At 62.4% G+C, this 12973-nt stretch carries 8 protein-coding genes; 7 read left to right on the plus strand and 1 reads right to left on the minus strand.

Features of this window, described 5'->3' with window-relative positions:
- Position 1 precedes the first annotated feature (1 nt).
- Both G578_RS24960 and G578_RS0105705 read left to right on the plus strand, forming a co-directional pair.
- The gene (locus G578_RS24960; protein WP_051244095.1) at positions 2 to 1684 is read left to right on the plus strand and encodes a glycosyltransferase family 4 protein; all 1683 of its coding nucleotides are present in this window, start codon (positions 2 to 4) and stop codon (positions 1682 to 1684) included.
- An 81-nt stretch (positions 1685 to 1765) separates the two neighbouring features.
- A complete protein-coding gene (locus tag G578_RS0105705; RefSeq protein WP_028793410.1) occupies positions 1766 to 2830 on the plus strand; it encodes a Gfo/Idh/MocA family protein in 1065 nt (354 codons plus the stop codon).
- A gap of 28 nt (positions 2831 to 2858) precedes the next feature.
- Here the strand turns inward: G578_RS0105705 and G578_RS0105710 are convergent, their stop codons facing one another.
- Positions 2859 to 4082 (minus strand): UDP-galactopyranose mutase, encoded by a 1224-nt coding sequence (locus G578_RS0105710; RefSeq protein ID WP_028793411.1) that lies wholly within the window; start codon positions 4080 to 4082, stop codon positions 2859 to 2861.
- Positions 4083 to 4741: 659 nt separating this feature from the next.
- Here G578_RS0105710 and G578_RS0105715 point away from each other — a divergent pair.
- The 5 genes from G578_RS0105715 (at position 4742) to rfbF (ending at position 12970) form a co-directional block, all read left to right on the plus strand.
- On the plus strand, positions 4742 to 6940 hold the full coding sequence (locus tag G578_RS0105715) for a beta strand repeat-containing protein (protein WP_156907217.1): 2199 nt from the start codon (positions 4742 to 4744) through the stop codon (positions 6938 to 6940).
- Positions 6941 to 7043: 103 nt separating this feature from the next.
- Positions 7044 to 9818, plus strand: a complete 2775-nt coding sequence (locus G578_RS0105720) for a tetratricopeptide repeat protein (RefSeq protein ID WP_084618710.1) — start codon at positions 7044 to 7046, stop codon at positions 9816 to 9818.
- Complete coding sequence (locus G578_RS0105725) at positions 9818 to 10345, plus strand: hypothetical protein (protein ID WP_028793414.1); 528 nt, start codon at positions 9818 to 9820, stop codon at positions 10343 to 10345. Before G578_RS0105720 ends, G578_RS0105725 begins: the two co-directional genes overlap by 1 nt.
- 5 nt (positions 10346 to 10350) lie before the next feature.
- A complete protein-coding gene (locus G578_RS0105730) occupies positions 10351 to 12033 on the plus strand; it encodes a tetratricopeptide repeat protein (protein ID WP_156907218.1) in 1683 nt (560 codons plus the stop codon).
- Positions 12034 to 12130: 97 nt separating this feature from the next.
- A complete protein-coding gene (gene rfbF / locus G578_RS24965) occupies positions 12131 to 12970 on the plus strand; it encodes a glucose-1-phosphate cytidylyltransferase (RefSeq protein WP_051244097.1) in 840 nt (279 codons plus the stop codon).
- Positions 12971 to 12973 lie beyond the last annotated feature (3 nt).

Raw genomic sequence — 12973 nt, forward strand, 5'->3', positions numbered from 1 at the left:
CGTGACCAGGACCAACGCGGCGCTGCTGTACCATCCGGACTCCTTTCAGATTAAGCGCAACGAGCTGAAGGGGCGGCATGTCGCCAGCGCCAGCTTCCTCGAGGGCTACGTGCGCCATGGCGGCAGCGAGGAGATTATCGGAGCGGTCCCCGATCTGTCGTTCCGCGAGCCGTTCGTCGCGTCCGTGACGGAGTATGGCGCCGGCCGGACCGGCGGTCCGGCGCCGCGGGCCGATGTGATCTCGACCGGCGATCATGCGCGTCTCGGTCAGATCGGCACCCTGTTCTGCGCCGACCCCATGCTGGAGCGCTTCGCCCGGCGGCGGGCGGAGGCCGGACACCGGACCTATTCCCTGTGCGGCATCACCCATACGATCTCCAGCAAGGAAGTGCAGGCCGGGCTGGCCTCCTACCTCACCATGCCGCTGCAGCCCTGGGATGCGCTGATCTGCACGTCGCGCGCGGTGCGCGATGTGGTCGAGGGTCTGCACCAGCGCTATGCCGAGCGGCTGGCGGCCGTGCAGGGCGCCCGGCCCAAGCAGCAGGCCCGCCTGGAAACGATCCCGCTGGGCCTGGACGCGGCGTTCTACGCCCGCCACGGCGCCGATGCAGAGGCCAGGGCGACCCTGCGGTCCAGGCTGGGAGTGGCGGAGGACGATATTCTCGTCCTGTTCCTCGGCCGCCTCGCTTTCCACGCCAAGGCCCATCCCTATCCGATGTACGTGGCTATGCAGCGGGCCCAGGAGCGGCTGAAGCAGGACGGCCGCCAGCTGCACTTCCTGATGACCGGCCAGTTCGCAAACAAGCATGTGGGTCCCACCTTCCGAGACTCCGCACGCGAGGCCTGCCCGGATGTGCCGGTGCATTTTCTCGACGGTACCCCGGGACCGGAATCCTGGGCGAGCTGGGCGGCGGCCGATGTCTTCCTGTCCCTGTCCGACAACATCCAGGAGAGCTTCGGCATCACGCCGATCGAGGCGATGGCCGCCGGGCTGCCCTGCGTGGTCAGCGACTGGGACGGATACAAGGACACCGTGCCCGACCGGGAGGTCGGCTTCCGGGTCCCCACCCGCATGATCCCCGGCGGCTTCGGCGCCGGCCTGGCGAAGAGCTATGCGGACGGGGCGACGACCTACGACCGGTTCATCGGGACGGTCTGTCTGATGACCCAGGTGGATGTCGATGCCGCGGCGCAGGCGATCTGGCGCCTGGCCACCAGCCCGGACATGCGCCGGAGGATGGGCGCGGCCGGCCGGGCGCGCGCCCACACGGTTTATGACTGGTCGGCGGTGGTGCCCCGGTACCAGGAGCTGTGGACGGAGCTGGCGGAGATTCGGGCGGTCGCCGGCGATGCGCCGCCGGTTCCGAGTGGGCCCGCCCCGGTGCTGGAGGACCCGACGACGGTCTTCGCCGGCTTCGCCTCCCAAAGGTTCGACGGCGACACCCTGGTGACGGCCATCCGGGATCCCGAGGCGATCGGCCGGCTGCTGGCCAACGGCATGACCAATTTCACTCCCGGCCTGGTCCTGGACGCCCAGGGCTGCGCCGCCCTGAACGACCGGATCGCCGCCGGGGCGTCCAGGCTGTCCGATCTGACCGCGGCCGTTCCGGCCAACGACCGCGCCCGGCTGCTGCGCACGGTGATCTGGCTGGCGAAGTTCGGCGCGGTGTCCCTGTCGCCCTAGCAGCGGCGTCGACAGCGTGGCCGAATCACCGAATCTTGCGGGGGTCCGGGAGACAACCGACGGGCAAGGGAGGCGAGATCCATGAGCAGGCGTTTCAAGCTGGCGGTGCTGGGCTGCGGCCGCGTGTCGAACCGGTACCGCGAGGTTCTGTCGCAGGAACTGGCCGACCGCGTCGACGTGGTCGGCGCCTGCGACCGGCTGCGCGATCGCGCCGAAGGCTTCGTGGCGGTCACCGGCGGCGAGGCGGTGGACGATCTGGAGGCGCTCGTCGCGCTCCGGCCCGATCTGGTCTGCATCCTGACCGAGTCGGGCAACCACGCCCGCGACGCGCTCGCCCTGCTGGAGCGTGGCTGCCATGTGCTGATCGAAAAGCCGGTGGCGCTCCGGCTCGACGACGCCGAAAGGATTCGCGATACCGCCACGGCGGCCGGTCTCACGGCGGCGGTGGTGAAGCAGAACCGCTACAATCCGGCCATGCGCTTCGTGCGGCAGAAGGTCGAGTCCGGCAGCTTCGGCCGGCTGATCGCCGCCGAGGTCCGGGTCCACTGGTGCCGCTATCAGGACTATTACGAGGACGGCTGGCACGGCACCTGGCGGATGGATGGCGGGGTGCTGGCCCAGCAGGCGATCCATCACCTGGACGCGCTGCAATGGCTGGGCGGCCCGATCGCGCGGGTCTGCGCCGTCGGCAAGGCCCTGGTGAACCGGCTGGAGGCCGAGGACACCGCCGCCGCGGTGGTCGAGTTCGAGTCCGGCGCGGTCGGCACGATTGTGGCCACGACGGCGGCCCGCGACCGCGACTTCGAGGCCTCGGTCCAGCTCGTCGGCGAGAAGGCCCGGGTCAAGGTCGGTGGCTCCGCCCTGAACCGGTTGGAGGACTGGTTCTGCGTCGAGCAGGACCCGCTGGAGACCGACGTCGAGCTCCGCCACAGCCAGGAGGTGCCGAGCAGCTACGGCCTGGGGCACGGGCCGCTGATGCGCGACGTACTGGACGCGATCGAGGCGGGCGACCCGCCGCCGGTCGATGTCGACTCGGCGATGATGTCCCTGCGGCTGATGCACGCGCTGTACGCCAGTATGGAAACCGGCGGCTGGGTCGATCTGCGCCGCGTGCCGATCTCGGACAGGCTCGGCCGGACCGGCTGAGCCGACAGGCAGAAGGTTGCAGTAAGCCTCAGTCGGATCGGCCGTCCGGCACGACGCCTTCGTCCACCATGGTCTTGGTCAGGAGGCTCGGCGCCGACTGGTCGGCGCCGTAGACGGGCACCGGATGCGACAGACCGCCGGCATCGAGCTCCTTGGCGAAGGTCATGGCCTGCAGGATCAGGTCGTCGATGTCGATATACTTGTAGCTGCCGGCCCGGCCCATCGAGACCACGCCCTCCGGCATGGCGTCGAAATACTGGTAGGCGCGGGCGATGTGCTTCTTGATCGGCAGCGGATAGAGCCGGTTGGAGAAGCTGGGGATCTCGATGCCCAGCAGGGTGGACGGCGCCTTGTGCTGGGTGAACTTCTTGTACTCGACGATCCGGGTATAGGGCTCCGCGCCGGCGTAGTAGACAAAGTAGGTCTTGTCGGGAAAGGCGAACTCGACCGGCAGGACGATGGTGATGAAATCCCGGCCGACGAAGGGCAACTCGCCGAACGCGTTGTTCATCAGCGTATCCGGCGCGATGGTGCTGACGATCAGGTCGTAGCTGTGCCAGTCGCCGGCGATCTGCACGCGCTTGTTCGGGATGTCGAAGCGCTCGATCTCGGTGCCGGTCTTCACGTTGACCTCGGCGGTCGCCACCTGGAAGTAGCGGTCGTAGCCGTCGGCGGCCAGCGGATAGGCGCTGATCGCGGTGTCCCAGCCCTCCCGCGAGCCGCTCTTGATCGCCACCCCCTTGGGCGACCAGCCGAAATCGTCGAGTTCGGTATTGCTGTCGACCTGCCACATCTTGCGGGAATAGCCGTCGACCATCTTGCGGTACAGCGTGTCGCCGATCGACGCGCGCCAATATTCCTCGAAATTCTTGGCGTTGTTCCAGCCGCGGATTTCCTGAGCCTCGGCGATCTCCCGGTGGATGTCGTCGCGCTCCGGCATGCGCGGCAGGTCGTCCTCGTGAATGGGGAAGGAGTAATAGTTCCTGTCCTGTTCCACATAGGTGATGAACTCGTGGTCGAGCTTCCGCATCGGCACGATGGCGTTCAGGTAGTCGAACAGTTCGTCGGACGGCGTCAGGAAATGGCGCGGTCCGAAGGTGAAGGGGTGGCCGCCGCGCCAGTGGGTCTTCACGCCGCCGCCCAGGAACGGCGCGCGCTCCACCAGGTCGATGTTCCACCCCCCGATCAGGGAGAGCTGATGGGCTGCCGCGCAGCCGGCGAAACCGCCACCGATGATGAGTGCGCGCTTCATCGTGGGAACACCTCTTTCTGAGACGGGGTACCGCTCTTGGGGCCAAGGAAAGGATCGGCCGCCTTGGGCCGCCCAGCTTTCGCCGCACACCATGATCCGAAACCGCGGGGGATGGCAACCGGAAGGGCCTGCCCCGCGGTGCCGGTGTGTCTGTTGCGGACGCGTCCGATTCCGTCTCCGCGGCCCCCGTAGGCGTAAGATCATTACCGGTTCGGGCTGCCCTGCGCGGCTGGACGCGGCGCGTGGCCGGGGAAATGCCACGCCGGGATCGTGAGTCATGCGGCCTTACTCAGGATGCCGGAACAAGGCCCCCGGGCGTCGGCGGGCCGACCGGCACGTTGATTGTTCCGAAAAGAGGCATTGCGCAAGCATCATACTCAGCAACGGCAGTTGACGGCCGATTGGGTTTAAGGCACCAATTAAAAAGCCTGTTGGGAATGGCTGTGTTCAAAACGCAACACGTGCTGGCGTAACGACCTATGAACGCCCGAATGAGCACCACAATGCGCTTGCATATCAATTCCATGGCAGGTAGGAACAAACGCGTAACGAGAGCGTGCAGACATTAAAATCAGGCACGCGTAAGATATCGTGGTCTTGGGGAGCGGGGAGCCGTCTAGCGCCAAGGCTAGAACCAACACGTAGGAGTCAACGAGATCATGGCAACCTTCGTTTTTTCGACGATCACGGACGCCCAAGCCGCGGCGCTCACTACAGCGGATACCCTGCTGGTTGACAGCGGTTCGGCAACGAGCGTGGTTGTCAGTCAAGCGACGAACACTACCACTCTGACGATCGGCTCGAAGTCGGTGACGCTGCCTTTCGCGTCTAACACGCTTTCTTCTTCGCAGATCAGCTTCGTGGACAATTCCACGCTGGTGTTTGGTGATGCCACCAACGGCACCATCAGCGACCCGCTTCCCAACACCATCACTGGCTCTTCTGCCGGTTCCCAGGTGTTCGGCTTCGGCGGCGCCGACAACATCACCGGCGGTTCCTCTGCCGACCTCATCTACGGTAACCAGGACGGTGACACTCTGGCGGCCGGTGAGGGCGCCAACACGGTCTTCGGTGGCCAGGGCGGCGACACGATCACGTCCGGTTCGGGCGCGGCCGTTCTTTACGGTAACTTCGGTGCCGACTCCATCACCGATGGCGCGGGCGCTTCGAAGCTGTATGGCGGCCAGGGCGACGACACGCTGTCCGGTGGTGCCGGCAACGACCTGCTCTATGGCAACCTCAGCGCCGACCTGCTGTTCGGTGGCGATGGTGCCGACACGATCTTCGGTGGCCAGGCCGCTGACACCGTTAACGGTGGTGGCTCCGGCAACGACCTGATCTACGGTAACCAGGGCGCTGACTCGATCGTCGGTCTCTCGGGCGACAACACCGTGTACGGTGGCCAGGGTGCCGACACCATTTCGGCGACCTCCGGCAACAACGTCCTGTTCGGTAACGTTGGTGACGACCGTCTGACCGGCGGTGGCTCGGCCGACACGATCTTTGGCGGCGGCAGCGCCGACACGATCGTCGGCGCGTCGGGTAACGACCTGATCTACGGTAACGCCGACGCTGACAGCATCGTCGGGACGGTGACCGGCTCCGACACCGTCTTCGGTGGTGCGGCCAACGACGTCATCTCCTACGCGACCGGTTCCAACGTCCTCTACGGTAACCAGGGCAACGACAGCATCACCGCGAACGGTGGTACGGCGCCGTCGGCTGACAGCATCTTCGGCGGTGCGGGTAACGACACCATCACGACGACGCTGACTTCTGCCGACAGCCTTGTCGGTGGCGTCGGTAACGACCTGTTCGTGATCACCGGCAACGTGGCCGGTTCGGCGAACGTGATCGCCGGTGGTGATGGCAACGACACCCTGAGCCTGGCGAGCGGCGACGTGAACCTGGGCAACGGCGACACCCTGTCGGGCGTCGAGACCATCTCCTGGAGCGCTTCCGCTGATCTGACCCTCACGGGTTCGCAGGCGGCGGGCGTCACCTTCGACGGGTCCGGTCTGGCCGCTGGTGCGACCGCCGGTCTGCTGATCGCGGGCGGCGGCAGCGTCTCGCTGGCCTCCTCCACGCTGACGGGCGTGACCGAAATCGGTCTGGTTTCCGCCACCACCCTGGTCGCTTCGTCTGCCTCCGATAACATCTTCGGTTCTTCGGGCAGCGACGCGATCCTCGGCGGCGACGGTGCTGACACGATCTCGGCTCAGACCGGTACGGCGGCGACCTCGACTGCTGGTGACACCCTGTCGGGTGGCGGCGGCTCCGACCTGATCTTCGGCAGCAAGACCGCCGATCAGATCTTCGGTGGTGCCGGTGCGGACACGATCACTGCCAACTCCGGCGCTGACAACATCAGCGGTGGCGACGGCGCCGATGTGATCAACCTGTCCTCCGATCTCGGTGCTTCCGACACGATCAACGGCGGTGCCGGTACGGACACCTACAACTTCCGTGGCTCGTATCTTGACGCCTCGCTGGCTTCTGCTGGCACCGGCGGCTCGGCTGGCACGGTTGACGTGATGTCCTTCGGCAACGGCTCGGGCGATATCCTCGACTTCATCTCGGTTGAGGGAGCGGCCGGCGGTTCGTACGGGATCTCCGCATCGATGATCTCGGCAACCTCCGCGATCTCGGCCGGTTCGTTCGACTTCTCGCAGTTCCGCAGCCAGATGTCGGCTCAGTCGGTTGGTACGGCGGTCTACTTCCTGAACACGGCGACGGATGTCCTCGTGGTCGGGTTCGGTACCCAGATCCAGGGTATCGCCGCCATCCAGCTGAACGGCGTCGATGAAGTGAACGGCTCGGGCCTCGTCGGTCAGCTGAAGATCGAAGAGATCGGCTGATAAGCCTGAACTAAAGACCGGACCCTAGGTTTAGGGTCCGGTCTCAGCCTAAAACGATCTATGAATTGGGGCGGTTTCGCCCCAATTCGATTTTTGGATCTGCATGAAACTCATGGTCACTTCAGCCGCCGAAGACTTTCTTGCAATTCACGCACCGCAAGCCGCATTGGCAGCCCTATCGCAGAAGACAGATTTCGATCCTCTTCACGATCTGAAGTTAAAGGTCCGCGCACTCATCCAATCGCGGAATCTTGGTGGAGCCTCCCGGTACATTCGGATGCTCGACCGGATGTCCTACGCCGACGATGAAGGTCGGGCGATCATCGGAACGTACTTTGTTTCCGAAGGCAGAGCTGACCAGGCAGAGATCGAATTCCGCCGATCTGCGATCCTAAATCCCTCGCGCGCCGAATCTATCGCCGCTTTGGCGTCGCTGAAGCGATCCACGGGGAATGGCCTGGGCGCCGAGCAAGGCCTTCGACGGGCCCTGATCGCCAATCCCCTGAATTCCAACTCGTATAACTCAGCTGCAGTATCAGCCTTCCAGTCGAACGATCTCGAAAAGGCCGAGGCACTGACAAAGGCCGCCGCGGTCATCAAGCCGGCGGTCCCCCCGGTCTATCGCCTCCGCCACTACATCGCCCAGAAGCGGGGCGATTTTTCGTCGTCAATGCGCGACCTTCGTCGCAACACTGTCCTGGACCCGCTGGAGGATTCCAAATACCCGGAATGGTTCGCCTACCATACCGCGGCCCAGGACGACGACCGCGCCCTCGCAAGCTGGAAGAAGTACACAGTACTTCGACCTAGAAACTACTTTAGCTATAATCTGATCCGATCAAATCGGAACTGGGAACGTCTGGTCGGGGACATTCCGAAATTTCTCGAAAAGCTGGCCGCCTTCGGTCTGCCGATTAAGGAACTCTACCTAAGCATCGCTAAGGAACAGTACCGAAGCGGAAAACTAGAATCCGCAGAAAAGCTCCTTACCGCCTATATCGAAAAATACGAAGATCCCACTTCCGAAGCGACAATTAATCTGGGGATAGTATTTTTCAAGCAAGGTGCGTTTGATCGAGCAGAAACCACCGCAAGGGCCTTAATCCGGGCGCAAAAAAAGAACCCGAGAGCCTGGATCCTGTTGGCCTATTCTGCTGAAGAACGAGGCGATCCAGACAAAGCCCTCAGAATCATGCGCCAGGCCATCCAGTACACCAAGGATGATGCGAGCGCCTGGTCATTCTTCGGAGACCTCTATCTTCGACAGGAAAAGCACCAGGGAGCGATCAAGGCATTCAACCATGCCCTTTTTCACGACCCGCAAAATCCGGTTTACTACGCCCGGCTTGCCAACCTGTACGAGCAGGTCGGTAAAGAACAGCGCGCTGCGGATGTTCTGCAAATCGGGCTGAGGCTCGGCAACACGAATATGGCGACATTCGCCGCCACGTCGAAGATGCTGACTCAGGCTGGACAGTGGGAGGCGGCGCTCGAGAAAGCGAAGATCGCGTATGTGGCCGATCCTCAGAAATACGACGCGGTCGATGCCCTAACAGCCGCTTGCCTCGCCAATATCAATCCAACGGACGCGCATAAGTACGCGAAGCGACTCTACCTGGACACGCCAAATTCACCGCAAGTCCTCAGCATGTACGCGGTCACCATGGCCAGAGCGGGCGAGGTCGAGCGGGCGATAGAGATTCTTCGAGATGCTCTCGTGAAAACGCCAGGATCGACGCGCCTTGTCAAAGCGTACACCATCGTCGCGGCGCTGACACAGACGCCCGAAATTGGGCGGAAGTTGACGCGTAGCCAGATGTTGTTGCGCGATCCTAGTGCCGGGTCTCTGTCTGGCTTCGGCATGACAGAGTTGTCATTCGCCAACTGGTCGGAAGGCTTCGACCTGTTCGAATTCGGCTTCGAGCAGGTCCGTCGCGGGCGCGGTCCGCAGCGGAAGTTCCAGCAGGCTCGTTGGAACGGGGAAGATCTCTCCGGAAAAACGATCATCGTCCATTCGGAACAGGGCGTTGGCGACGAGATCATGTTCGCCACCGTTCTGAATGACATCATCGCGCTCGCCAAACACGTCTACATCGAAGTGACGCCGCGCCTCGTTCCGTTGTTTCAGCGCTCATTTCCGCAGGCAACGGTCTACGATTATCGGGAAAGGGTCGATTTCGAGAAGCGAACGGACATCGACTATTATGTTCCAATTGGCAGCCTGGGCCGCTATGCGCGTCGGTCCACGGAGATGTTCGGCCGCAATCGTCCGCACCTTCACGTCGATCCTTCGGCCGCTCAGGAGCTGCGCCGCAGGTATGTGGCCGCCGCCAATGGCCGTCCCATCATTGGTATCGGATGGCGCGGCGGCTCGGTGGCCTTGCGTCGGCAGCGGCGATCCTTCGATCTCCGGACAATGGGATCGTTGGTAGCCGATCAACGATTCCAGTTCGTCTCCGTCCAGTACGGCGACGTCGCGGACGAGATCGACGCCGTGAATAGCGAGTTTGGCGCCGATATCATTCACGACCCGGATGTCGATCCCCTGCGGAACATGGATCTTTCGGCCGCACAGATCGCGGCATGCGATCTGATCATCTCCGCCTCCAATGCCGGCGTTCACACGGCCGGTTCGATCGGCGTTCCCTGCTGGAACATCATTCCGATCGAGAGCGACTGGCGATGGACGCATGGGCGCACCGACGTGCTGTGGTACCCGGGCATGCGCCTGTACCGGCAGACGGCCTGGAACGACTGGCACGAGGTAATCGAGAGAATCCAACGTGATCTGGAGGCAAGCATTGACTCCGGAGCGCTGCGGGGTACAAGGCACCAGCCCGATCCGACGCTGGACTGGGCATCAATGCGGAGTAAGTGATGGCTACGACGGTCGAACGAGTGACCAAGATCGATCGGATCGGCGATTTTGCCGAGGTAGAGCTTGAGACCGATGCCGAGTCGTCGCTAACCGTCCGAATTCCGATGTCGAAGCTCTGGGAAATCGCTTCGGATCTCCGGCAGGCCTCCATCCATCTCCTTGCACCGGTCCCGCTTTACAATCCGAGCGCCTGGAAGAGCGCGGTTGCCCGCAAAGACGACGTGGCGCCGGACGACCAGCCCAAAGAAGACGTGCCTGAGACCGTCAAGACCGGTTTTGAGGCTGTCGAAGAGGCCTGGGAGCTGTGCGACAGATTGAATCAGCCGGACCAGAAGAGTCTCGATAAGCTGGTCAGGCTGAACTCCCTCTCCGCTGCCGACCGGGCCCAGCTCGAGGCGCCCGACAACAGCGGTGCCCTGTTGTCCGAGAAGGGATATGTGAAGCTGAAGACCGGATTGGTCATCCGGTATCGCGAAGAGACACGAGACTGGATCCCCGACAGGCTTCCGGCGGACGAAGAAGAATAAGCGCTGTGGCAAACAACGCAGTAACAATCAACGACGTGCCGGCATTGAGCCGCCAGGCCGTTCAGCTGCAGATCCAGGGAGAGGTCGATCAGCCACGCCGCATCTATAAGGTAATCGTCGCACTCGACCCCACGAATGCGGCCGCACTGTGTAATCTCGCGGTGCTTTATAAAGGTATGGGTGACAGAGAGTCGGCGTTTGTCAGCAACAAGAAAGCGCTGATCAGCCACCCGGGGATGCCTGCGGTATACAACAATCTCTGCAACCACTATCGTGAGGCGGGTGCGATCGCAGCGTCCAAGGCCGCCGCCACTCGATGTGCGGTGTTGTCACCCTTATATGCCGACGGCTACAACAACCACGCGCTGACCACCACGCAGGCAGAGGAATATGCCCGATCTCTGCACCTGTGCCGCAAGGCCATGGTCGTGGCGCCGCAGTCCCCAGACCCGATGCTGAACTACGCGAACGCTTCGTTTTCTTCCGTGCGGATTCGCGAGGCCGATAAGTTCTATCGCCGATCCCTTATGGTCAGGCGAAATCATCCGGCCACGCTCAGCAGTTTCGGCGTCTGTCTGGCCGCACAAGGCCACCTGACCCAAGGTATCGATCTTCAGGAAGAAGTTCTGGCCAAGAGCCCGGAATACGAGGAGGCCTGGTTCAACCTTGCTCTGTATTACCTCTCGATCGGTCGTTTCTCCGAAGGCTTCAAGCTCTATGAACGTGGTATTGGCGGCCGATCCGCCAAGTCAAAGCGTGGAAATGCGCGCCGTGTAGCCCAACCGCGCTGGGATGGGGAGCCCCTGGACGGGAAAACCATTCTGGTAACGGCCGAACAGGGGATCGGTGACGAGATCATGTTCGGATCCTTGGTCGTGGAACTGCAACGGGTCGCCAAGGCCGTGTTCCTTGAAGTCACGCCGAGACTCTTTCCGATTGTCTCGCGCAGCCTTCCGGGCGTGACCGTGTTCAAATATAATCCGGAGCGACCGTCGCCATATCTGAGCGACAGGCGTATCAATTACTCCGTTCCGTTGGGCTCTCTGGCTCTATACTTCCGCCGCTCCTTGGCGACGTTTGGCCGGCAAAGACCGTACTTGGAGCCAAATCCGAACCTGAGCCGCTATTTTCGGAACAAGTACACCACAATGGCACCGGGAAAACTGCTTGTCGGCATAAGCTGGCGGGGGGGCACCGGCGCGGTACGCCGAGATGCCCGATCGATGTCCCTCGAGGCCATGGCCGGCATCATCACCAACGACCGAATTCAAGCTGTTTCGATCCAATACGGCGATCACAAGAAAGAGGTTAGCGCCTTCAACAGCGCTCACCCGAAGGGGATCTACGACGATCCCGAGGTCGATCCCCTGCAGTCAATGGACGTCGCGATGGCACAGATCGCTGCTGTCGACATTGTAATTTCCGTGACCAATGCGGGCGTGCACTCTGCCGGCGCGCTGGGCGTTCCCTGTTGGATCATGGTGCCATATATCAGTGATTGGCGCTGGACTTGGGGCCGGGAGGACGTTATCTGGTACCCCGGAATGAGGTGCTTCAGGCAGCGTAGCGTTGGCGATTGGAGCCATCCCCTGAAGGAAATCGCCTCACGTCTCGACGGCCTCCTGGACGGGAGGGAGCACAGCCGACACAGGCTGGCGCCTGACCTCGACTGGAACGGAAACCTGTGAATGTTCCATATAACAGGCGGATCCTCTCGGCTCGGGGCCCGTCGGCTCGATCATAGGGCGCCGCTTTTCGTCGCATCACAAACCGGGAAGCCGTGCCGTGTCTGACCAGAACGTCCCCGATCTGCGCGACAAGGAAGCTCTGATTCTCTGCGGAGGGTTGGGAACGCGCCTACGCGAAGAGACAGAATTCAAGCCTAAGCCGATGGTTGAAATCGGAGGCCGTCCGATCCTCTGGCATATTATGAAGATATATGCTGCGTTCGGCGTTCGGAAGTTTGTGCTTTGCTTAGGGTACCGCGGCGAAGTCATCCGTGAATACTTCAGAAACTATGCCCTGAACAACAGCAGCTTTAAGGTCGAGCTCTCGTCCAATCGGATCGTCGCCCTTGGGAAAACCCCGGTCGAAGACTGGGAGGTCTCACTGGTCGAGACTGGCGCCGAAACCATGACGGGCGGTCGCATCCTGCGCGCGCTCGAGCATATCGAAGGGGACAACTTCTTCGCGACCTACGGCGACGGAGTCGCGGATATCGATGTGGGAGCGTTGTACAGCAGCCACGTCAGCTCCGGTGCCAAGTCCACGCTGACGGTTGTTCACCCTTCTTCGCGCTTTGGCGAGGTTCAGGAAGCCGACGGGCTTGTCACCGGATTTGCCGAAAAGCCGCAAACCACGGAAGGCTGGATCAACGGTGGGTTCTTCGTGTTCGAGAAGGCGGCCTTTGCGGGCTTTGAAGCGCGCGACCAGTTCGTTCTTGAAGCGGATATCCTGCCGGTCCTGGCGCGAAGCAAGGACCTTGGCGTGTATAAGCATAAGGGCTTCTGGCAGTGCATGGACACGTTCCGGGAGACCCAGATCCTTAACAAGCTCTGCGCGGACGGTATCCCACCCTGGTTGAAGATGGGACACACGAACGGCATGAAAATGCACAAGGACTGAAGG

Source organism: Thalassobaculum salexigens DSM 19539 (genome assembly GCF_000423805.1).
Taxonomy (GTDB): domain Bacteria; phylum Pseudomonadota; class Alphaproteobacteria; order Thalassobaculales; family Thalassobaculaceae; genus Thalassobaculum; species Thalassobaculum litoreum.